The organism is Agromyces flavus (genome assembly GCF_900104685.1).
GTDB lineage: Bacteria > Actinomycetota > Actinomycetes > Actinomycetales > Microbacteriaceae > Agromyces > Agromyces flavus.
Genome location: NZ_LT629755.1, coordinates 421658 through 443455 on the forward strand (window position 1 = coordinate 421658; position 21798 = coordinate 443455).

General features: G+C 69.1%; 14 protein-coding genes and 3 rRNA genes. 13 read left to right on the forward strand and 4 right to left on the reverse strand.

Features of this window, described 5'->3' with window-relative positions; all coding sequences use genetic code 11:
- The first annotated feature begins 19 nt into the window (after positions 1–19).
- Positions 20–355 (forward strand): ArsR/SmtB family transcription factor, encoded by a 336-nt coding sequence (locus BLT99_RS02125; protein ID WP_092668888.1) that lies wholly within the window; start codon positions 20–22, stop codon positions 353–355.
- Complete coding sequence (locus tag BLT99_RS02130; RefSeq protein ID WP_166670941.1) at positions 355–864, forward strand: SRPBCC domain-containing protein; 510 nt, start codon at positions 355–357, stop codon at positions 862–864. The genes BLT99_RS02125 and BLT99_RS02130 overlap by 1 nt, the downstream gene beginning before the upstream one ends.
- Here the strand turns inward: BLT99_RS02130 and hrpA are convergent.
- Complete coding sequence (hrpA, locus tag BLT99_RS02135; protein ID WP_092668892.1) at positions 845–4864, reverse strand: ATP-dependent RNA helicase HrpA; 4020 nt, start codon at positions 4862–4864, stop codon at positions 845–847. The two genes, BLT99_RS02130 and hrpA, sit on opposite strands and share 20 nt — an antisense overlap.
- Positions 4865–4984: 120 nt before the next feature.
- On the opposite strand from hrpA, the gene BLT99_RS02140 reads away from it, so the two are divergent.
- The 7 genes from BLT99_RS02140 to pnuC all read left to right on the forward strand — a co-directional run bounded on the left by BLT99_RS02140 (position 4985) and on the right by pnuC (position 14931).
- The gene (locus BLT99_RS02140; RefSeq protein WP_092668894.1) at positions 4985–5836 is read left to right on the forward strand and encodes an aldo/keto reductase; all 852 of its coding nucleotides are present in this window, start codon (positions 4985–4987) and stop codon (positions 5834–5836) included.
- Positions 5837–6398: 562 nt separating this feature from the next.
- Positions 6399–7926: ribosomal RNA gene (locus BLT99_RS02145) — 16S ribosomal RNA — on the forward strand.
- A gap of 487 nt (positions 7927–8413) precedes the next feature.
- Positions 8414–11512 (forward strand): 23S ribosomal RNA (locus BLT99_RS02150).
- Positions 11513–11708: 196 nt separating this feature from the next.
- Positions 11709–11825 (forward strand): 5S ribosomal RNA (gene rrf, locus BLT99_RS02155).
- The 16S, 23S and 5S rRNA genes sit together here, the layout of an rRNA operon.
- Positions 11826–11919: 94 nt before the next feature.
- Positions 11920–13827 (forward strand): thioredoxin domain-containing protein, encoded by a 1908-nt coding sequence (locus BLT99_RS02160; protein ID WP_092668896.1) that lies wholly within the window; start codon positions 11920–11922, stop codon positions 13825–13827.
- 22 nt (positions 13828–13849) lie between these two features.
- The gene (locus tag BLT99_RS02165) at positions 13850–14260 is read left to right on the forward strand and encodes a DUF3054 domain-containing protein (protein WP_092668898.1); all 411 of its coding nucleotides are present in this window, start codon (positions 13850–13852) and stop codon (positions 14258–14260) included.
- Positions 14257–14931 (forward strand): nicotinamide riboside transporter PnuC, encoded by a 675-nt coding sequence (gene pnuC / locus BLT99_RS02170; RefSeq protein ID WP_092668900.1) that lies wholly within the window; start codon positions 14257–14259, stop codon positions 14929–14931. Before BLT99_RS02165 ends, pnuC begins: the two co-directional genes overlap by 4 nt.
- A gap of 30 nt (positions 14932–14961) precedes the next feature.
- Here the strand turns inward: pnuC and BLT99_RS02175 are convergent, their stop codons facing one another.
- Positions 14962–15294 carry a hypothetical protein gene (locus BLT99_RS02175; RefSeq protein WP_092668902.1) on the reverse strand — a complete coding sequence of 111 codons (333 nt, stop codon included), beginning with the start codon at positions 15292–15294 and terminating at the stop codon, positions 14962–14964.
- A gap of 164 nt (positions 15295–15458) precedes the next feature.
- Here BLT99_RS02175 and BLT99_RS02180 point away from each other — a divergent pair, with 164 nt between their 5' ends.
- From BLT99_RS02180 to BLT99_RS02195, 4 genes are all read left to right on the forward strand, one after another.
- Positions 15459–17045 carry a DUF7059 domain-containing protein gene (locus BLT99_RS02180; protein WP_229724869.1) on the forward strand — a complete coding sequence of 529 codons (1587 nt, stop codon included), beginning with the start codon at positions 15459–15461 and terminating at the stop codon, positions 17043–17045.
- A 68-nt stretch (positions 17046–17113) separates the two neighbouring features.
- Positions 17114–18049 (forward strand): DnaJ domain-containing protein, encoded by a 936-nt coding sequence (locus BLT99_RS02185; protein ID WP_092675454.1) that lies wholly within the window; start codon positions 17114–17116, stop codon positions 18047–18049.
- A 50-nt stretch (positions 18050–18099) separates the two neighbouring features.
- Positions 18100–19383: a M18 family aminopeptidase gene (locus BLT99_RS02190; RefSeq protein WP_172802949.1), complete on the forward strand. Its 1284-nt coding sequence runs from the start codon at positions 18100–18102 to the stop codon at positions 19381–19383.
- 114 nt (positions 19384–19497) lie between these two features.
- The gene (locus BLT99_RS02195) at positions 19498–19995 is read left to right on the forward strand and encodes a rhodanese-like domain-containing protein (RefSeq protein WP_092668906.1); all 498 of its coding nucleotides are present in this window, start codon (positions 19498–19500) and stop codon (positions 19993–19995) included.
- Positions 19996–20049: 54 nt separating this feature from the next.
- On the opposite strand, the gene BLT99_RS02200 is transcribed toward BLT99_RS02195, so the two are convergent.
- Positions 20050–20241 (reverse strand): hypothetical protein, encoded by a 192-nt coding sequence (locus tag BLT99_RS02200; RefSeq protein ID WP_092668908.1) that lies wholly within the window; start codon positions 20239–20241, stop codon positions 20050–20052.
- An 87-nt stretch (positions 20242–20328) separates the two neighbouring features.
- Complete coding sequence (locus BLT99_RS02205; RefSeq protein WP_092668910.1) at positions 20329–21720, reverse strand: L-serine ammonia-lyase; 1392 nt, start codon at positions 21718–21720, stop codon at positions 20329–20331.
- Between the last annotated feature and the right edge of the window lie 78 nt (positions 21721–21798).

The following is a 21798-nucleotide window of genomic DNA, read 5'->3' on the forward strand; positions in this document are numbered from 1 at the left end:
AGACTGATAGGATGTCGTCGTGCACGCGTTCGACGTCCTCGGCGACCCGGTGCGCCGCCGCATCCTCGACCTGCTCGCCGACGGCGAGCGGCCCGCCGGCGCGGTGGTCGACGTCGTGGCGAGCGAGTTCGGCATCACGCAGCCCGCGGTCTCGCGGCAGCTTCGGATCCTGCGCGAGCACGGGTTCGCGAGCGTCCGCGCCGACGGCGCGCGCCGCATCTACGCGCTCGAGCGCGCGGGCGTCGACGAGGCGGCCGCCGAACTCGACCGCTACCGGCGCTTCTGGCGACAGCGGCTCGATGCGCTGCACACCGAGGTCGCGCGCGGCACGCGCGCCCGACGGAAGGACGCATGATGAGCGTGACCGGCGAGATCCTGCCCGATGACCCGGGTGTCGTGCTCGAATTCGAGGAGGTGTACGACACCGACCCCGACGACCTGTGGGAGGCACTCACGACGCCCGAGCGGCTCGCGCGATGGATGGCGACCTATCAGGGCGAGTTCCGCCTGGGCGGGCACTGGCAGGCGATGCAGCGCGACGGCGGCGTCTACTGCGACGGCGAGGTCACCTCGTGCGAACGGCCCGTCGGGTTCACGACGACCTGGACCGTGGTCGGCGAGCAGCCCACGCTCGTGACCGTGCAGCTCGAACCCGAGGGGGCGCGCACGCGGCTGCGGTTGCGGCACGAGCACGTGACCCGCCTCGAGTACGGGCCGGGATGGCATTCGCACCTCGAGGGACTGACGCGCCACGTCGCCGATCCCGCCGCCGAACGCGACCGCGACGAGTGGGTCCGGCGGATCGCCGAGCTCGAGCCGTCGTACGCCGAGCGGTTCGCGGCGCTCAGTCGGCCAGCGCCTTGACGATCCGCTTGACCGACACCGTCTCGGCGGTGCGCAACTCCTGCGCGAACAGGCCGACCCGCAGCTCCTCGAGCAGCCAGCGCACGCGGACGAGCCGCGGCTCGGCTTCCGGATCGATCGGCACGGTACCGCCGGCCTTCTCGTACGCGGCGCGCGCCTGGTCGAACTCCGTCGTGAGCTGCCGGTCGCGGCCCGGATTGTCCTGCATGCGGCGCACGCGCACGACGATCGCCTCGAGGTAGCGCGGCAGGTGCCGCAGCTGTTCGAGACCCGTGGCCGACACGAACCCGGATGGCACGAGCGCCTCGAGCTGCGCGCGCGCGTCCGCGAGCGCCGCCATGAGCTGCAGGCTGGACGCCTTCGCGATCGCACGATCGGCCTCGCGTGCTGCGACGAGGATGCGCGAGACGAGCGCCACCGTCTCGAACATGCGGTCCATCACGCTCGCCGAGACGGCGTCGCGCACCGACTCGAACTCGGCGCGGCTGCGCACGAGGCCGTCGGGATGCCGCGACCGGAGCTCGGCGTCGACGACGGCGGCGAGGCAGTCCTCGAGCAGGGCGCGCGGCCCGGCGTACGCGCTCGTCGCGAGCGCGAGCTTCTCCTGGTTCGACAGGTGCTCCTGCACGTACGCGACGGGCGACGGCGTGGCGAGCACGAGCAGGCGACGGATGCCGCGACGCGACGCGCGATCGCGTTCCTCGGCGGTCGCGACCAGGCGCAGCGCCACCGAGGCACCCTCGTCGACGATCGCGGGATAGGCGCGCACGACGTTCCCCGCCTGGCGCGTGTCGACGTGCGCCGGGAGCTCGTCCCACGGCCATGTCGTGAGGCCGGCCTGCTCGGCGAAGGCCGGCGCCGCACTGCGCGCGTCGCCGCGGGAGGGTGTGGTGTCGTGAGTGGGGCCGGGGGCGCCCTCGCGGCCGGCGCGGTCCGCGCCATCCGATCGACCACCGCGCCGACCCGGTCGGCCGCCGCCGTCGCCGGCGAACGTCGAGGCGACCGCCCGCCCGGCCCGCTCGGCGAGGCGCCGCTGCAGCGCAGCGAGGTCCTTGTCATCGCCGACGGCCCGACCGCGCTCGTCGACCGCGCGGAACGTCACGCGCAGGTGGGGCGGCAGTCGATCGAGCTCGAAGTCGTCGGCCGACACGGGCGCGTACGTCAGTCGCTTGATCACGCCCGCGACCGCCTCGGCGAAGGGCGGACGGGCCTCACCGGATTCCGGACCGTCCGGGAGCTCCGCCCCGATCTTCGCGGCCCATTCGGCCGCCGGCACGACCTGACGGCGCAGGACTTTCGGCAGCGTGCGCAGCATCGCGGTGACGAGCTCGTCGCGGAGCCCGGGCACCTGCCAATCGAAGCCCGACGGCTCGAGGCGGGGGAGCAGCACGAGCGGCACCAGCACGCTCACCCCGTCGTCGGACGCGCCCGGCTCGAACCGGTAGCGGAGCGTGAGCGTCTGGTCGCCCTGGCGCCACCGGTCGGGGAACCCGCGGTCGGCGCTCACGTCCTCGTCGCCGACGAGGTCGGCCGCGGTCATCGTCAGGAGCTCCGGGGAGCGGCGGTGCGCGCCGCGCCACCAGCGCTCGAACGCGCGCGCGTCCGTGGCATCCGCCGGCAGTCGCTGCTCGTAGAACGCGACCACGGCCTCGTCGCCGGCGAGCACGTCGCGTCGGCGCGTGCGCTCCTCGAGCTCGCCGAGTTCGCGACGCAGCTCGCGGTTCCTCCGGACGAACGCGTAGACGCGCTGGTCGAGCCGCGACCAGTCCCAGTCCTCCTCGACCAGGGCGTGCCGGATGAAGAGCTCGCGCGCGAGCGCGGCGTCGACACGGGCGAGCTGGATGCGCCGTTTCGCGACGATCGGCACGCCGAACAGGGTGACCTTCTCGTCGGCGACCGCTGAGCCCTGACGCCGCTCCCAGCGCGGTTCGGAGTAGGTGCGCTTGGCGAGCGGACCGGCCAGCTGCTCGGCCCACGCCGGGTCGATCGCAGCCCCGGTGCGGGCGAACAGCCGGCTCGTCTCGACGAGCTCGGCCGCCATGAGCGCGGGCGGCGGCTTCTTCGCGAGCGCCGAACCCGGGAACACCACGAACCGCGCGTTGCGTGCGCCGACGAACTCGGCCTGCGGGCGGCGACCGCGACGCTCGGCCTCGCGCTGCCCGCCCGCGCCGCCGCGACCGCTCGAGGTCCTGGCGTCGTCGCGCAGCCCGATCTGCGAGAGCAGCCCCGCCAACAGCGAACGATGGACGCCGTCGGGGTTCGGCGCGCCCGCCGCATTCGCCACATGGAGGCCCAGCGGCTTCGAGAGGCGGACGAGCTGCCGGTAGAGGTCCTGCCACTCGCGCACGCGCAGGTAGTTCAGGAACTCGCCGCGGCACATCCGACGGAACGCGTTGCCCGACAGCTCGCGCTGCTGCTCCTCGAGGTGGTTCCAGAGGTTCAGCAGCGTCAGGAAGTCGCTCGTCGGATCGACGAAGCGCGCGTGCATCGCGTCGGCCTGCTCGCGACGCTCGAGCGGGCGCTCGCGGGGGTCCTGGATGGTCAGGCCCGCCACGATCACGAGCACCTCGCGGCTCACGCCCTGCGTCTTCGACTCGAGGACCATGCGCGCGAATCGCGGCTCGATCGGCAGGCGGGCCAGCTGCCGCCCGATCCGGGTGAGCTGCGGGCCCTCCGTGCCATCCGAGTCGTCGATCGCCCCGAGTTCGCGCAGCAGCTCGATGCCGTCGCGGATGCCACGGCGATCGGGCGGCGTGAGGAACGGGAAGTCCTCGACCGCGCCGAGTCCGAGCGAGGCCATCTGCAGGATGACGGCCGCGAGGTTCGTGCGCAGGATCTCGGGATCCGTGAACTCGGGCCGCTTGCCGTAGTCGTCCTCGGAGTAGAGGCGGATGGCGATGCCGTCGCTCGTGCGGCCGGAGCGCCCCGAGCGCTGGTTCGCGGACGCCTGCGAGATGGGCTCGATCGGGAGCCGCTGGACCTTCGAGCGCGCCGAGTACCGGCTGATGCGCGCGGTGCCCGCGTCGATGACGTACCGGATGCCGGGCACGGTCAGGCTCGTCTCGGCCACGTTCGTGGCGAGCACGACCCTTCGCCGCAGCCCCGGAACCTTCGACGCCTCGAAGACGCGGTGCTGGTCGGCCGACGAGAGCCGGCCGTACAGCGGCAGCACCTCGGTCACGTCGGCCGCCCCTCGCCGGGTGGCGTGCGTCCGCACGGCCGCCTCGGCGTCGCGGATCTCGCTCTCGCCGGAGAGGAACACCAGCACGTCGCCCGGCGCCTCCCGCCCGAGCTCGTCGAGCGCATCGAGGATGCCCCGCTGGATGTCGCGGTCCTCCGCCGCCGCGCCCTCGTCGTCCTCGTCGGCCTCCGATCCCGCCGACTCGGCCACGAGCGGGCGGTATCGGACCTCGACCGGATACGTGCGGCCCGAGACCTCGATGATGGGAGCCGGCGTGCCGGCGGCGTCCGCGAAGTGCCTCGCGAAGCTCTCGGGGTCGATCGTGGCGCTCGTGATGATCACGCGCAGGTCGGGCCGGCGGGGGAGCAGGCGCGTCAGGTAGCCGAGCAGGAAGTCGATGTTGAGGCTGCGCTCGTGGGCCTCGTCGATGATGATCGTGTCGTAGCGGCGCAGGTCGCGGTCGCGGTGGATCTCGTTGAGGAGGATCCCGTCGGTCATGACCTTGATGCGCGTGGACTCGCTCACGCGATCGGTGAATCGCACCTGGTAGCCCACGAGGCCGCCGAGCTCGGTGTCGAGCTCCTCGGCCACGCGCTCGGCGATCGTGCGCGCCGCGATGCGTCGCGGCTGGGTGTGCGCGATGGACTCGCGGCCGAGCTCGAGGCAGATCTTCGGCAGCTGCGTCGTCTTGCCCGAGCCGGTCGCGCCGGCGACGATGACGACCTGGTGGTCTCGGACCGCGCGCGCGATGTCGTCGCGTCGACCGCTGACCGGCAGCTCGGCCGGGTACGTGATCGTCGCGGGGATGGGCGCAGGCATAGCCATCCATCCTACGACGCGCCCGGGGCTCGGTCCGAGGCGCCGACGGGCCGGACGATCAGCTTTCGCGACCGGCGAACAGGGGATGGAACTTCGGGCGGCCTGCGGTTGCATGACGGTATGACGCAGACCTCAGCGACATCCGTTCCCCTGATCCAACTCAACGACGGCCACTCCATCCCCCAACTCGGCTTCGGGGTGTTCAAGGTCGATCCGACCGAGACCGAGCGCGTCGTCACCGATGCGCTCGAGGTCGGCTATCGGCACCTCGACACCGCGCGCATCTACGGCAACGAGGAGGGCGTGGGCCGAGCGCTCGCCGCCTCGGGCATCGCCCGCGACGAGCTGTACGTCACGACCAAGCTCTGGAACGACGACCACGGCACCGGATCGGCGCTCGACGCGTTCGATGCGAGTCTCGAGCGGCTCGGCCTCGACTACGTGGACCTCTACCTGATCCACTGGCCGGTGCCGTCCCAGGACCGGTACGTCGAGGCGTGGCAGGCGCTCGCGCAGATCCGCGAGTCGGGTCGCGCCCGGTCGATCGGCGTCTCGAACTTCATGGTGCCGCACCTCGAGCGCATCATCAGCGAGACCGGCGTGACGCCTGCCGTCGACCAGATCGAACTGCATCCCGCGCACCAGCAGCCGGCCGTCGTGGACTTCGCCGCGCGGCACGGCATCGCGATCGAGTCGTGGGGACCGCTCGGGCAGGGCAAGTACCCGCTGCTCGAGAGCCCGGCCGTGACGGATGCTGCGGCGGCCCACGGCGCGACGCCGGCGCAGGTCGTCATCCGCTGGCACCTCCAGCGCGGGTTCATCGTGTTCCCGAAGTCGAACCGGCGCGAGCGCATGGCCGAGAACTTCGACGTGTTCGGCTTCGAGCTCACGCACGACGAGGTCGACGCCATCACGGCGCTCGAGGGCGCCTACGACGGCCGGCTGGGGCCGGATCCCGCGCACTTCGGCTGATCGATTCGCTGCGCGACCGGGGGTTCGGCGCAGGTCGCCGGCTCCCGGTCGCCAGCTCGCGGTCGCGCGACACGCCCGGGATGCACGCTCGATTTGTCGCCGCGGCCGGGGCCACGTAGATTTCTTCTTGTCGCCGCGGCGGCCGGGAGCGAGAAGCCCTGGCAGACCGGGCGAAGATCTTAGCCAAACAGCCTCGAAGGCGCACATTGCGACTCGGTTGCTTCAAGCCTAAGATTATCTAGTTGCACTCCAACACGAACCGCACCTCTCGAGGTGCATCCGGCCGCGGATCCCGCTGTCGGAGGATGGCTCGCGGGGTGCTACAGTAGAGAGGTTGCCCTGGGGGCAGGCCGCGAGGCTGCAACCCGGGTGCGTCCGTTTCTTGAGAACTCAACAGCGTGCACTATGTTCAATGCCAATTTTTTGAACCCCGTGTTTCTTGCCTCGTTTTTGGGGTGGGGGATGGGTTTCCTTTGATTGATGGACAATTTGATTTTCGAGTCAGTTGTTTCTCTGTCAGTGATTGAACTTGACCTTCCTTTCGGGGTTGGTTGAACCATTTTTTTTGGAGAGTTTGATCCTGGCTCAGGACGAACGCTGGCGGCGTGCTTAACACATGCAAGTCGAACGATGAACCGGGTGCTTGCACCTGGGGATTAGTGGCGAACGGGTGAGTAACACGTGAGTAACCTGCCCTGGACTCTGGGATAACCCCGAGAAATCGGAGCTAATACCGGATAGGACCTTTCCTCGCATGAGGTTGGGTGGAAAGTTTTTTCGGTTTGGGATGGACTCGCGGCCTATCAGCTTGTTGGTGAGGTAATGGCTCACCAAGGCGTCGACGGGTAGCCGGCCTGAGAGGGTGACCGGCCACACTGGGACTGAGACACGGCCCAGACTCCTACGGGAGGCAGCAGTGGGGAATATTGCACAATGGGCGCAAGCCTGATGCAGCAACGCCGCGTGCGGGATGACGGCCTTCGGGTTGTAAACCGCTTTTAGTAGGGAAGAAGCCTTTCGGGGTGACGGTACCTGCAGAAAAAGGACCGGCTAACTACGTGCCAGCAGCCGCGGTAATACGTAGGGTCCGAGCGTTGTCCGGAATTATTGGGCGTAAAGAGCTCGTAGGCGGTTTGTCGCGTCTGCTGTGAAATCCCGGGGCTCAACTCCGGGCCTGCAGTGGGTACGGGCAGACTTGAGTGGTGTAGGGGAGACTGGAATTCCTGGTGTAGCGGTGGAATGCGCAGATATCAGGAGGAACACCGATGGCGAAGGCAGGTCTCTGGGCACTTACTGACGCTGAGGAGCGAAAGCGTGGGGAGCGAACAGGATTAGATACCCTGGTAGTCCACGCCGTAAACGTTGGGCGCTAGATGTGGGGACCTTTCCACGGTTTCCGTGTCGTAGCTAACGCATTAAGCGCCCCGCCTGGGGAGTACGGCCGCAAGGCTAAAACTCAAAGGAATTGACGGGGGCCCGCACAAGCGGCGGAGCATGCGGATTAATTCGATGCAACGCGAAGAACCTTACCAAGGCTTGACATATACGAGAACACCGTAGAGATACGGGACTCTTTGGACACTCGTATACAGGTGGTGCATGGTTGTCGTCAGCTCGTGTCGTGAGATGTTGGGTTAAGTCCCGCAACGAGCGCAACCCTCGTCGCATGTTGCCAGCACGTTATGGTGGGGACTCATGTGAGACTGCCGGGGTCAACTCGGAGGAAGGTGGGGATGACGTCAAATCATCATGCCCCTTATGTCTTGGGCTTCACGCATGCTACAATGGCCGGTACAAAGGGCTGCGATGTCGTAAGGCGGAGCGAATCCCAAAAAGCCGGTCTCAGTTCGGATTGAGGTCTGCAACTCGACCTCATGAAGTCGGAGTCGCTAGTAATCGCAGATCAGCAACGCTGCGGTGAATACGTTCCCGGGCCTTGTACACACCGCCCGTCAAGTCATGAAAGTCGGTAACACCCGAAGCCGGTGGCCTAACCCTTGTGGAGGGAGCCGTCGAAGGTGGGATCGGTGATTAGGACTAAGTCGTAACAAGGTAGCCGTACCGGAAGGTGCGGCTGGATCACCTCCTTTCTAAGGAGCATCTGGAGGTTTCGGCCTTCCAGGCATGCCAGATCAGCGGCATACGTTCGCTGCTGGCAGCTCATGGGTGGAACATTGACATAGGCATCAGCTGAGTCGTCCTGGTTTCAGTACGCCGGTCCTTCGGGGCTGGTTGGAACGGGTCGGGGCGAGGGGGTTGGTGCGTGCACGCTGTTGGGTCCTGAGGGACCGGGCGCAGTCCTGCTGCGGGTCGCATCTTCGGGTGCGGGTTCGTGGTGGGGCGGTTTGGACTCTTCAGGCCTTCACCGAGGTCGGCGGTTGCCGGCGGGGGTGGGGGTTCTGGCCGTCTGTTGAGAACTACATAGTGGACGCGAGCATCTTAGAAGCAGCCTTCGGGCTGTTTCACAATAGGTGAGTCGCCAGGTGGGTGCCTTTCGGGGTGCCTGTGCTGGCGTCTTCACTGGTCAATTTCGCATCCGGGCCTTCGGGTTCGGGTGTGCGATTCGAACTCATGTGATTTCAAGTTTCTAAGAGCAAACGGTGGATGCCTTGGCATCTGGAGCCGAAGAAGGACGTCGTAATCTGCGATAAGCCTCGGGGAGCTGATAAACGAGCTGTGATCCGAGGATTTCCGAATGGGGAAACCCCGCCGGGCCCCTTGTGGTGACCTGGTGACTCCCGCCTGAATATATAGGGCGGGTAGAGGGAACGTGGGGAAGTGAAACATCTCAGTACCCACAGGAAGAGAAAACAACCGTGATTCCGTGAGTAGTGGCGAGCGAAAGCGGATGAGGCTAAACCGGTCATGTGTGATACCCGGCAGGGGTTGCATGGTCGGGGTTGTGGGACCTTTCGCGCTGTTCTGCCGGGCAGCGGCGGTGACGTGTCGTGTATAGACGAACCGGATTGAAAGCCGGACCAGAGTGGGTGTGAGTCCCGTAGTCGAAATGCGCGGCCGGCCGGAGAGGTATCCCAAGTAGCACGGGGCCCGAGAAATCCCGTGTGAATCTGTCAGGACCACCTGATAAGCCTAAATACTCCCAGATGACCGATAGCGGACAAGTACCGTGAGGGAAAGGTGAAAAGTACCCCGGGAGGGGAGTGAAATAGTACCTGAAACCGTTTGCTTACAAACCGTCGGAGCGCCCGTGTTGGTGTGACGGCGTGCCTTTTGAAGAATGAGCCTGCGAGTTAGTGATCTGTGGCGAGGTTAACCCGTGTGGGGCAGCCGTAGCGAAAGCGAGTCTGAATAGGGCGATTCAGTCGCAGGTCCTAGACCCGAAGCGAAGTGATCTATCCATGGCCAGGTTGAAGCGACGGTAAGACGTCGTGGAGGACCGAACCCACTTAGGTTGAAAACTGAGGGGATGAGCTGTGGATAGGGGTGAAAGGCCAATCAAACTTCGTGATAGCTGGTTCTCTCCGAAATGCATTTAGGTGCAGCGTTGCGTGTTTCTTGCCGGAGGTAGAGCTACTGGATGGCCGATGGGCCCCAACAGGTTACTGACGTCAGCCAAACTCCGAATGCCGGTAAGTGAGAGCGCAGCAGTGAGACGGTGGGGGATAAGCTTCATCGTCGAGAGGGAAACAACCCAGACCACCGACTAAGGTCCCTAAGCGCGTGCTAAGTGGGAAAGGATGTGGAGTTGCACAGACAACCAGGAGGTTGGCTTAGAAGCAGCCACCCTTGAAAGAGTGCGTAATAGCTCACTGGTCAAGTGATTCCGCGCCGACAATGTAACGGGGCTCAAGCACGCCACCGAAGTCGTGGCATTACCGCATATCGATAGGCCTTCGTGGTCCAGTCGTGGTGATGGGTAGGAGAGCGTCGTGTGCCGGGTGAAGCGGCGGTGGAAACCAGCCGTGGACGGCACACGAGTGAGAATGCAGGCATGAGTAGCGAAAGACGGGTGAGAAACCCGTCCTCCGGAAGACCAAGGGTTCCAGGGTCAAGCTAATCTGCCCTGGGTAAGTCGGGACCTAAGGCGAGGCCGACAGGCGTAGTCGATGGACAACGGGTTGATATTCCCGTACCGGCGAAGAACCGCCCACACGAAACCAGGAGTGCTAAGCATCCCAAGCCGTGACCGACCCTTCGGGGAACGTCGCGGGGCGGCATGCGACCCCATCTGGTGGAGTGAGCGTGATAACAGGTGTGACGCAGGAAGGTAGCCCAGCCCGGGCGATGGTTGTCCCGGGGCAAGCGTGTAGGCCGAGCGATAGGCAAATCCGTCGCTCATCCAGGCTGAGACGTGACGCGGATGAAAAGTGGGTGATCCTATGCTGCCGAGAAAAGCATCGACGCGAGGTTCCAGCCGCCCGTACCCCAAACCGACTCAGGTGGTCAGGTAGAGAATACCGAGGAGATCGAGAGAATCGTGGTTAAGGAACTCGGCAAAATGCCCCCGTAACTTCGGGAGAAGGGGGGCCGGATTCGTGAAGGGACTTGCTCCCGGAGCGTTGAAGGCCGCAGAGACCAGTGGGAAGCGACTGTTTACTAAAAACACAGGTCCGTGCCAAGTCGCAAGACGATGTATACGGACTGACGCCTGCCCGGTGCTGGAAGGTTAAGAGGACCGGTTAGCCTCACGGCGAAGCTGAGAATTTAAGCCCCAGTAAACGGCGGTGGTAACTATAACCATCCTAAGGTAGCGAAATTCCTTGTCGGGTAAGTTCCGACCTGCACGAATGGCGTAACGACTTCCCAGCTGTCTCAACCGCGAACTCGGCGAAATTGCATTACGAGTAAAGATGCTCGTTACGCGCAGAAGGACGGAAAGACCCCGTGACCTTTACTACAGCTTGGTATTGGTGTTCGGTGTGGCTTGTGTAGGATAGGTGGGAGACTGTGAAGCGGGCACGCCAGTGTTCGTGGAGTCATTGTTGAAATACCACTCTGGTCACTCTGGATATCTAACTTCGAACCGTGATCCGGTTCAGGGACAGTGCCTGGTGGGTAGTTTAACTGGGGCGGTTGCCTCCCAAAGAGTAACGGAGGCGCCCAAAGGTTCCCTCAACCTGGTTGGCAATCAGGTGGCGAGTGTAAGTGCACAAGGGAGCTTGACTGTGAGACTGACAGGTCGAGCAGGGACGAAAGTCGGGACTAGTGATCCGGCAGTGGCTTGTGGAAGCGCTGTCGCTCAACGGATAAAAGGTACCTCGGGGATAACAGGCTGATCTTGCCCAAGAGTCCATATCGACGGCATGGTTTGGCACCTCGATGTCGGCTCGTCGCATCCTGGGGCTGGAGTAGGTCCCAAGGGTTGGGCTGTTCGCCCATTAAAGCGGTACGCGAGCTGGGTTTAGAACGTCGTGAGACAGTTCGGTCCCTATCCTCTGCGCGCGCAGGAAATTTGAGAGGATCTGACCCTAGTACGAGAGGACCGGGTTGGACGAACCTCTGGTGTGCCAGTTGTTCCGCCAGGAGCACCGCTGGTTAGCTACGTTCGGGATGGATAACCGCTGAAAGCATCTAAGCGGGAAGCCGGCCTCAAGATGAGATTTCCATCCCTTCGGGGGAGAGGCTCCCAGCCAGACGACTGGGTTGATAGGCCAGATGTGGAAGCACCGCAAGGTGTGCAGCTGACTGGTACTAATACGCCGACAACTTGACAATCACTATCCACACCATCGTTGTAAGGCAGCGGTGTGGAGCCTGATGTACTCGCGTCCACTCTGTGGTTCCCAACAGACGGAAACACACTCAACAGAACAGAGCACCCCACCACCCCACCACACACGTGGGGCGTGGTGGGCACCGAAACCACCAACCCCCGCACCCCCCCGGGTGCGGGACACGTTGGTCCTAGAGTTTCGGCGGCCATAGCGCGAGGGAAACGCCCGGACACATTCCGAACCCGGAAGCTAAGACTCGCAGCGCCGATGGTACTGCAGGGGCGACCCTGTGGGAGAGTAGGACACCGCCGGACATTCTTCACTGAAGAGCCGCCCAATGCTGGGCGGCTCTTCTGCATTTAAGCCGCTTCCCGTGCCGCTCCGGACGCGCGGGCCTAGGCTTGGGCGATGGGCAACCGCCTCGCCGACGCGCTCAGTCCGTACCTGCGCGCACACGCCGACAACCCCGTGGACTGGTATCCGTGGGGCGAGGAGGCGTTCGCGGAGGCGGCACGTCGTGACATCCCCGTGCTCGTCTCGATCGGCTACGCCACGTGCCACTGGTGCCACGTCATGGCGCGCGAGAGTTTCAGCGATCCCGAGGTCGCCGCGATCCTCAGCGAGGGATACGTGGCGATCAAGGTCGACCGCGAGGAGCACCCCGACGTGGACGCCAGCTACCTCGCCGCCGCGTCCGCCTTCACTCGCGAGCTCGGCTGGCCGCTCACCGTGTTCACCCGGCCCGATGGGCGTGCGTTCTACGCGGGGACCTACTTCCCGCCGCGACCCGTGCGTGGCGTGCCGTCCTTCCGCGAGGTGCTCGCGGCGGTCGGCGAGGCCTGGCGTGACGGACGGGACGACCTCGACCGCACCGCCGACGCGATCGGCGAGGCCATCGCCGCAGCATCCGCATCGCGTACCGAAGGCGAACTTCCGACCTCGTCCCGGCTGCAGGATGCCGTAACCGAGCTCGCCGCCCAGGAGGACCCGGTGCACGGCGGCTTCGGCACCGCGCCGAAGTTCCCCGTCGCGCCGGTCCTCGCCTTCCTCGCGCGATCCGGAACGGCCGGCCGCGAACTCGCCGCGCGCACGTTCCTCGCCATGGCCGCGTCACCGCTCCGCGACCCCGTCGAGGGTGGCTTCTTCCGGTACGCGACACGGGCCGACTGGAGCGAGCCGCACTACGAGCGGATGCTCACCGACAATGCGCTCCTGCTCTCCGTCGCCGCCGACCTGGCGAGCGAGCCTGCACGATCCGACGCGGTCGTCCCGGTCGCGCGCGGGCTCATCGCCTTCCTCACCGGGCGCATGCGCGTGCCCTCTGGCGGCTTCGCGAGCGCGCAGGACTCGGAGAGCGTCATCGACGGCATGCGCAGCGAGGGCGGGTACTACCTGCGCGACGCCGCCGGCCGAGCCGACCTCGAGCCGCCCGCGCTCGACGCCAAGGTGCTCACCGGATGGAACGGCCTCGCGATCGGGGCACTGGCGCACGCGGGCCAGGTGCTCGCCGACGAGGCCGCACAGCGCACTGCGCGCGGCGCGGCCGACCTGCTGCTCGAACAGCACGTTCGCGCGGACGGCACGCTCGTCCGCGCGTCGCTCGACGGCGTCGCGTCGCCGGCACGCGCCACGCTCGAGGACACCGGCATGTTCGCCGGCGGACTCGTGCAGCTCGCGACGGCGACCGGCGAGGTGTCCTACGCGGTCGCCGCGCGCGCGCTCATCGACGCCGCGGCATCCGACGACGACGGCGTCCCCACCGGCGAGGGCCAGTCGTCGCCGTTCCGCGCTCCGGGCGGCGCGGATCCCGTGCTCGTCGCCCGCGGCCTCGCGATGCCCGAGGACCCCGCCGAGGGCGCGACGCCGGCAGGAGCCACCGCGTGTGCGGACGCGGCCTGGCGGCTGTACGCCCTCGGGGCCGGCGACCGGTACCGCGAGCTGGCCGAGCGCGCCATGCGTGCGGTCGCGGGCATCGCGGTCGAGCGGCCGATCGCGTTCGGCGGTGCCCTCGAGCTCATGGCGCGCATGGCCGCACCGCTCGTGCAGCTCGTGACGGTCGTGCCCGACGGTGAACGCGGCGGCGGGGGCGGTGCCGACGAGGATCCACTCGTCCACGCGACGCGCGGCCACGCGGCATCCGTCTCGACCGTCGTCACCGAGGGTGAGGCCCGAGCGTTCGCCGCCGCGGGATTCGAGCTCTTCGAGGGCCGGACGGCACGAGGCGCGCGCCCTGCCGCATACCGCTGCCATGAGTTCGTGTGCGCGCTTCCCGTCGGAACCGCCGACGAGCTCGCGGCGCTCGTCACGGACGCCTGACGGGCCGCCCTACGATGGACGCATGACCCGTGCGCGCCCCCGCAGCCTCGGCGCGATCGTCGGTGCCGCCGCAGCCGACGCCATCCTGATCGCCGCGTTCGCCGTGACCGGACGCGGCAGCCACGACGAGCGGCTCGACCTCCTGGGCGTCGTCGGCACGGCGTGGCCGTTCCTGGCCGGGGCCGCGATCGGATGGGTCGCCATCCGCGCATGGCGGCGGCCGCTGGCGGTGTGGCCGACGGGCGTCGTCGTCTGGGCGTGCGCGCTGGTCGGAGGAATGCTGCTGCGCGTCCTGACCGGGCAGGGCACGGCGACGGCGTTCATCATCGTGGCGGCCCTCACGCTCGCGCTGTTCCTCATCGGATGGCGCGCTGCCGTCGCCGCCGCGCTCGAGTTCCGTACGCGCCGACGCACCGGGGCGGCCGCGCGGTGAACCCGATCGAGTGGCTGTTCGACGCGCAACTGGTGATCGGCGACCAGGTGATCCTGTGGCGCGAGATCGTCGGCAACGCGTTCGGCCTCGCGTCGGCGGTGGGCGGCATGCGGCGCAAGGTGTGGGCGTGGCCGGTCGGCATCGTCGGCAACGTGCTGCTGTTCACGGTCTTCCTCGGCGCCGTGTTCGACACCCCCAACCCGGTGAACCTGCTCGGCCAGGCCGGCCGGCAGCTCATGTTCATCGCCGTGTCGATCTACGGCTGGGTGCAGTGGTCGCGCAACCGCCGCCTGGGTCGCGAGCACGCCGCCGTCACGCCGCGCTGGGCGTCGGGGCGCGAGCGCCTGCTGCTCGTGGTCGTGCTCATCGGGGGCACGCTCGTGCTCACCCCGATCTTCCGCATGCTGGGCTCGTTCGAGCCGGTCTGGGCGGACGCGTGGATCTTCGTCGGCTCGCTGCTGGCGACGTGGGGCATGGCCCGCGGCTGGACCGAGTTCTGGCTGATCTGGGTGGCCGTCGACATCGTCGGCGTGCCGCTGCTCGTGAGCGCCGGCTACTACGCGTCGGCGCTGTTGTACCTGTTCTACGGCGTCTTCACGATCATCGGCTTCATCACCTGGGTGCGCGTGCAGCGACGAGCGGATGCCGCGACCGCACCGGCCGTGGGCTGACCCGCCGGATCGATGCGATCGCCCGGGGCCTCACCAGGTCGACGGGACGCGCCCGAGCACGCTCCACACCGCGGTGCTGAGCTCGGGATGGTCGAGCGCGATCTCGCGCAGCACCTCGAACTCGAAGCGGGCCGCCTCGCCCCGGCGCGCGGTCGGATGGTACGCGCGGGCCCGAGCCGGGCTCCAGCGGTCGGAGTGCAGCCGCTCCTCGCGAAGCGTCGCGACGACCTGCTCGTCGACCGAGGGCAGCTCGGGCAGGAAGGACCACGGGTCCTCGCCGAGGCGGCAGCGCAGCTCGATGAGCGCGGCGAGCTCGTCGCGGGCATCCTGACGCAGGCGTTCCAGTGTGGACGACTCAGCCATGTCGCGACCTCCCCTCGCTCGTCCGATGGTAACCGACGCTACGCGGCGCATGTGTCGGCGGGGTTACGCCTCGAGTCGGGGAATGGACACGAGATGTCCCCGCGGTGACGATCGCGGGACGGATGCCGCGGTGCCGGGCCTGCTTGAATGGTCGCGTGCATTCCGTGACCGACGATCGCCTCGTCGACGCGCTCGCGGCCGACCTCGGCGCTGCCCGGTTCACGGTCGCGGCGATCGAGCGCCTCTGGGAGCGGTCGGCAGAGGCGGAGTCGACGCATCCCGGTGCCGCATTGCGACGCGGGCACCGGGTCCCGGCGATGCGCGCGCTCGAACGAGTGGATGCCGCGGACCGGCCGCTGGCCGCGCTCGTGCGCTGCTTCGTGCTCGGCGCGCCCGTGGCATCCGTCGACCTCGAGGCGGCGCTGCCGTCGCTCGGGATCGAGGGGGCGGCAGGCCTCGGCCTCATCGAGCCGATCGGCGACGCCGGCGGGGCGGTCCGGCCCCGCGTCGACCTCAGGCCGTACGCCTTCGCGGACGCGGCCGGCGAGGGGGAGTGGTGGCTCGCGTCCGACCTCGGCGAGCTGGCAACCGGCGGCCCGCTGCCCGAGGGGCACGTCCTCGGCGTAGGCGGCGCCTCGACGACGCTGAGCGGCCTGCTCATGCAATCGCACGCGGGCACCACGCTCGATCTCGGCACGGGCTGCGGCATCCAGGCGATGCACGCGGCGAGGTTCAGCAACCGCGTGATCGCGACCGACATCTCCGGGCGGGCGCTCGACTTCGCGCGGTTCAACGCGAGGCTCAACCGGATGGATCGGATCGAGTTCCGGCTCGGCAGCCTGTACGACCCGGTGGCCGCCGAGCGCGTCGACCGGATCGTCTCGAACCCGCCGTTCGTCATCACGCCGCGCCGCGCGGGCGTGCCCGCGTACGAGTACCGCGACGGCGGAATGGTCGGCGACGGCATCGTCGAGGCCGTGGTCCGCGGCGCGGCCGAGCACCTCACCCCGGGTGGCACCGCGCAGTTGCTGGGCAACTGGGAGTACCGGCGGGCCGGCGGCACGAGCGAGTCCGGCGAGCTCGAGGACGGCCTGGAACGCGCGGCCGGGTGGGCCGCGGCATCCGGCCTGGAGTACTGGATCGTCGAACGCGAGCGCCAGGACCCGAGCGAGTACGCCGAGACATGGATCCGCGACGGCGGCACGCGACCGGGCACCCCGGAGTTCGAGGCGCTGCACGCCGCCTGGCTCGACGACTTCGCGGAGCGCGGCGTCGAGTCGGTGGGCTTCGGCTACGTGCTGCTCCGACGTCCGGTGGACGACACCGGGCCGCGGCTCGCGCGCGCCGAACGGCAGCACGGCCCACTCGGCGAGACGCCCGGCCGCCTCGGCGCGCACCTGGCCGAATGCCTCGAGGCCGTCGACCGGGTCGCTCCCCTCGACGACGCCGGAATGCGCGCGCTGCGCGTGGCAGTGGCCGGCGACGTCACCGAGGAGCGCCATCACTGGCCCGGCGATGAGCGGCCGACCGTCATCCTGCTCCGGCAGGGCGGCGGCTTCGGTCGGGTCGTGGACGCGGGCACGGGACTCGCGGCCCTGGTCGGCGCCGCCGACGGAGAACTGCCGCTCGGCGTGCTCTCGGATGCGATCGCGCAACTGCTCGAGGTCGAGCCGGCCGACCTCTGGGACGAGTTCGCTGCAGCCGTGCGCGAACTCGTCGCGGGCGGCCTGCTGCGCCCGGTCGTCCGATAGCGCGCGGCGTTCGCGGCGCCCTCGCGGCGCGCGGCGGTATCCTCATGCTCGCCACCGAAAGCGAGCCCATGCCCGACAGCCCACTCTCCCAGTCGCCCTACGAGGTCCTGGGCGTTCCGTCCGACGCGGATGCCGCGGCCCTCCGCCGCGCGTACCGGCGCGCGCTGCGTCACGCCCACCCCGACACGGGCGGCGACGCGGTGCGGTTCCACGCCGTGCAGGCGGCGTGGGAGCTCGTCGGCACACCCGAGGCGCGGGCCGCCTTCGACCGGGGGGTTCGCACGGTGGCTCCGTCGGACGCCCCGCACGCCCCATGGGCGCCCGCCGCGCCGAAGCCTCGCCGCGACTCGCGGCCGCTCGCGCGATCCTACGGCCACCCCGGGGGATGGACGCGCGAACGCTACCTCGCGCTCATCCGCGAATGGGCGGGGCGCGGAGTCACCCTCGACGACCCGTACGACCCGGCGCTCGTGCGGAGCGCGCCGCGCGACATCCGCCATGTGCTCGCCGACGCGCTCGCCGAGGAGGACACGGCCCGCGCGCTCGCCACGCTGGGCATCGCGTACACGGTGTGGCACGATCTCGCGACGGACGCCGCGGGGCCGGGCATGCCGCCCAAGCTCGACCATCTCGTGCTGGGGCCGACCGGCCTGATCGCCATCCAGTCCGAGGACTGGGGCGGCCCGGTCGCGTTCAAGCGCGGCGAGCTGATCGGCGAGGCGCTCGCCGGTGAGCGGCCGATCCGTGCGCTCGCGGCGCGCGCGAAGGCCGTGACGCGGCCCGCGAGGGTCAAGCCGACGGCGCTCGTGATCGTGGTGCCCGACGAGGACGCCGCCGCGCCGCTGGAGATCGGCGGCACGAACCGGGGCGCGGTCGTCGCGCTGGTGCGCCGGTCGAGGCTGGCGAGCGCGATCCGCGACGGGCTCCCCGGCGCGCCGCACCTCGGCGGGGCCGACTCGATGGAGGTGCGGGCCCGCCTCCAGGCGACCCTGCGCTTCGCCTGACCGGCGGCACCGCGTCCGGCGGGTCGCTCGTCGTACGCGAAGATGGAGGGATGGGCATCCCTGCGGTCGACGCGTACATCGAGGACTTCACCGCATTCGTCACGGCATCGCCGTCGTCGTACCACGCGGCCGAGGAGGTGGCCCGGCGGCTCGAGGCGGCCGGATTCGACCGCCTCGACGAGGCCGAGGCGTGGCCCTCCGGCGCAGGGCGCCGGGTGGTCGTGCGCGACGGCGCCGTGATCGCGTGGGTGCAGCCCGAGTCGGCCGGTCCGGTCACGCCGTTCCGTATCCTCGGCGCGCACACCGACTCGCCGTCGTTCAAGCTCAAGCCGAACCCGTCGAGCGCCGCGGCCGGGCTCTCGCAGGCGAACGTCGAGGTGTACGGCGGCCCGCTGCTGAACTCCTGGCTCGATCGCGAGCTCCGGCTGGCCGGTCGGCTCGTCACGGCGGATGGCACGACGCACCTCGTGGCGACCGGTCCGCTCCTTCGCATCCCGCAGCTCGCGATCCACCTCGACCGGGGCGTCAACGCCGACGGGCTCACGCTTGACAAGCAGCGGCACGTGCAGCCGATCTGGGGCGTCGAGGCCGGGATCGAGCCGGCCGACGTCGTCGGCCACCTCGCCGGGCTGGCGGGCGTCGACCCCGACGAGGTCGTGGGGCATGACGTGCACGTCGCCGACGCCGCCGCACCGGCCCGCTTCGGACGCGGCGACGTCTTCCTCGCATCCGGCCGCATGGACAACCTGACGTCGGTGCACGCCGGACTCACCGCGCTCCTCGAGGCGCCCGACGATGCCGGCCACATCAGCGTGCTCGCCGCGTTCGACCACGAGGAGCTCGGCTCCGAGTCGCGCTCGGGAGCGAGCGGTCCATTCCTCGACGACGTCCTCACGCGGATCGGCGCCGGGCTCGGGGCCGGTGTCGAGGAGCGTCGTCGCGCGTTCGCCGCGTCGTGGCACGTCTCGAGCGATGCCGGCCACGCGGTGCACCCGAACTACCCCGAGCGGCACGACCCCGTGAACCGGCCCGTGCTCGGCGGCGGCCCGCTCCTCAAGCTCAACGCGAACCAGCGATATGCGACGGATGCCGCCGGCTCGGCGCGCTGGGCGGCGGCGTGCCGTGCGGCCGGCGTGCCGACCCAGCCGTTCGTCTCGAACAACGCGATCCCGTGCGGCTCGACCATCGGACCGCTCACGGCCACGCGCCTCGGCATCCGCACCGTCGACGTCGGCCCGCCGCTGCTGTCGATGCACTCGGCGCGCGAGCTCGCGCACGTCGACGACCTGCGCGCGCTCGGCGCGGCCCTTGCCGCGTTCTTCGCGGGCGCCTGAGGCGGGTCGGTACCCGCACGCCGGCTTGCCGCCGTCGCCTGAACGGCAGGATGTCGCGCACGTCCGACGGGATCCGCACCGCGGCGCGCGCCTCACGGGTGCGAGCATCGTGACATGACGACGACGACCCCCGCACCCGCTCCCGCGACTTCCTCGCTCTTCGACCACGTTGCCGTCCCCTCGGAGGCGGTGCGCCACTTCCGGGCCCGGCTCGACTTCGAGACCGACGTCTCCGACGTGGCCGCCGCGCTCGCCGCTTCCGAACCGGGCTTCGTGCTCGTCGACACGCGCAGCGAGGCGGCGTGGCTCGCCGGCCGGATCCCCGGCGCCGTGCACCTGCCCGGGCGGAGGATCGCCGATGAGGCGGAGGCGCGGTTCCCGGCCGGGACGCGCGTCGTGGTCTACTGCTGGGGGCCGGGATGCAACGGCGCGACGCGCGCCGCGCTCGCGTTCGCGACCCTCGGGTACCCGGTCAAGGAGATGCTCGGCGGCTTCGAGTACTGGGCGCGCGAGGGCTTCGAGGTCGAGCGCGACGCGGGCCGTGAACGGCGACCGGTCGACACCCTCACGAACGTCGCCGCCGACGCGCCCCCGATCGAGTGCGCCTGCTGAGCGCCGGAATGGGGGACACGGGCCGCTGCGGCGGACGCGTGCCGCGACATCCGCTCAGCGCAGCGGGCCGCGTCGCGACTCGAGCCACAGCGTGTGATCCCGCAGCCCGTTGCGTACGGCGGTCTTGATGATCAGGTAGCCGATCCACAGGCTGAGCGCGAGCAGGGCGAAGTAGATGAGCGAGCCGATGATGAGCGCGGCGGCGCTCATGCCGCCGATGACGTCGGGGGAGATGTTCGGGTCCACCCGGCTACCTTGCCAGAGTGGTGCGGTCGGGCAGTAGCGACCCGATCGGGGGACACGGCCCCTCGCGACCGGCCGTGCGCCGGACGGTCAGCACTCGATGACGTTGACGGCGAGGCCGCCCTCGCTGGTCTCCTTGTACTTCGTCATCATGTCGAGGCCCGTCTGCCGCATGGTCTCGATCACGGTGTCGAGCGAGACCACGTGCGTGCCGTCGCCGTGGAGAGCGAGCCGCGCGGCCGACACCGCGGTGGACGCGGCGATCGCATTGCGCTCGATGCAGGGCACCTGCACGAGTCCGGCGACCGGATCGCACGTGAGGCCGAGGTGGTGCTCCATGGCGATCTCGGCGGCGTTCTCGATCTGGCGCGGCGTGCCGCCGAGCACGGCGCACAGGGCGCCCGCCGCCATCGCGCACGCGGAGCCGACCTCGGCCTGGCAGCCGCCCTCGGCGCCCGAGATCGACGCGTTCTTCTTCACGAGGCTCGCGATCGCTGCGGCGGTGAGGAGGAATCGTCGGATGCCCGCCTGGTCGGCACCCGGCACGAACCGCAGGTAGTAGTGGCCCACCGCGGGGAGGATCCCGGCGGCGCCGTTGGTCGGCGCGGTGACGACGCGGCCGCCCGACGCATTCTCTTCGTTCACGGCGAGCGCGAATGCGTGGAGCCACTCGGTCGACGTGTCGCGCCCCAGCGGCGTGCGCGCGGCGTCGTCGCGGTCGTACTCCTCGAGCCGGCGGCGCACCTCGGAGGCACGGCGCTTGACGCCGAGCCGGCCGGGCAGCATGCCCTCGGTGCGCAGGCCGTGCTCGACGCACTCGGCCATCGCGGCCCAGATCGCGTCGAGGCCGGCGACGATGCCCTCCTCGCCGTGCACGGCGACCTCGTTGCGCCAGGCGACGTCGCAGAAGTTGACGCCGTGGGCGTCGCAGAGGTCGAGCAGCTCGGCGGCCGTCGAGTAAGGGAGCGGATGGCGCAGCGCCTCGGCCTGCTCGGGGGTGTCGCCCTCGCGGCGGATGAACCCGCCGCCGACCGAGTAGTAGGTCTCCTCGGCGATCGGAAGGGCGTCGTCGTCGCCCCAGGCCTGCAGCGTCATCGCGTTGGGGTGGCCGGGCAGCCGGGTCCGCGGCTCGAGGCTGACGTCGGACTGGGTCATCATGATGGCGTGACGGCCGGCGAGCCGGATCTCGGCGCCCGCCGTGCCGAGCCGCGTCCACGCCCCGCGGACGTCGTCGGGGTCGCAGTCGTGGGGCACCAGGCCCCCGAGGCCCGCGACGACGGCGTCGGGCGTGCCGTGGCCGAGGCCGGTGGCGCCCAGCGAGCCGTAGAGCGAGCAGGTGACGCGGCGGACCGCGTCGAGCCGTCCGTCGTCGGCCAGCTCCTCGACGAACGCTCGGGCTGCCCGCATCGGCCCCACCGTGTGGGAACTGGAGGGCCCGATCCCGATCGAGAAGAGATCGAGGGCTGAGACGAACGCTGTCACGAACCTAGGGTACGTCGCAGCACGCGCACGGATTCGCCGGTCGGTCGAAGAATCGTGCGCGAAGCCGGGCGCGTGCTG

What these genes read in the sequence shown, in the direction of transcription:
- BLT99_RS02195 (WP_092668906.1), top strand. Translation starts at nt 19,498, where the DNA reads ATGACGACGACGACCCCCGCACCCGCTCCCGCGACTTCCTCGCTCTTC.
- BLT99_RS02190 (WP_172802949.1), top strand. Translation starts at nt 18,100, where the DNA reads ATGGGCATCCCTGCGGTCGACGCGTACATCGAGGACTTCACCGCATTC.
- BLT99_RS02165 (WP_092668898.1), top strand. Translation starts at nt 13,850, where the DNA reads ATGACCCGTGCGCGCCCCCGCAGCCTCGGCGCGATCGTCGGTGCCGCC.
- BLT99_RS02185 (WP_092675454.1), top strand. Translation starts at nt 17,114, where the DNA reads ATGCCCGACAGCCCACTCTCCCAGTCGCCCTACGAGGTCCTGGGCGTT.
- BLT99_RS02130 (WP_166670941.1), top strand. Translation starts at nt 355, where the DNA reads ATGAGCGTGACCGGCGAGATCCTGCCCGATGACCCGGGTGTCGTGCTC.
- hrpA (WP_092668892.1), bottom strand. Translation starts at nt 4,864, where the DNA reads ATGCCTGCGCCCATCCCCGCGACGATCACGTACCCGGCCGAGCTGCCG.
- BLT99_RS02160 (WP_092668896.1), top strand. Translation starts at nt 11,920, where the DNA reads ATGGGCAACCGCCTCGCCGACGCGCTCAGTCCGTACCTGCGCGCACAC.
- BLT99_RS02175 (WP_092668902.1), bottom strand. Translation starts at nt 15,294, where the DNA reads ATGGCTGAGTCGTCCACACTGGAACGCCTGCGTCAGGATGCCCGCGAC.
- BLT99_RS02140 (WP_092668894.1), top strand. Translation starts at nt 4,985, where the DNA reads ATGACGCAGACCTCAGCGACATCCGTTCCCCTGATCCAACTCAACGAC.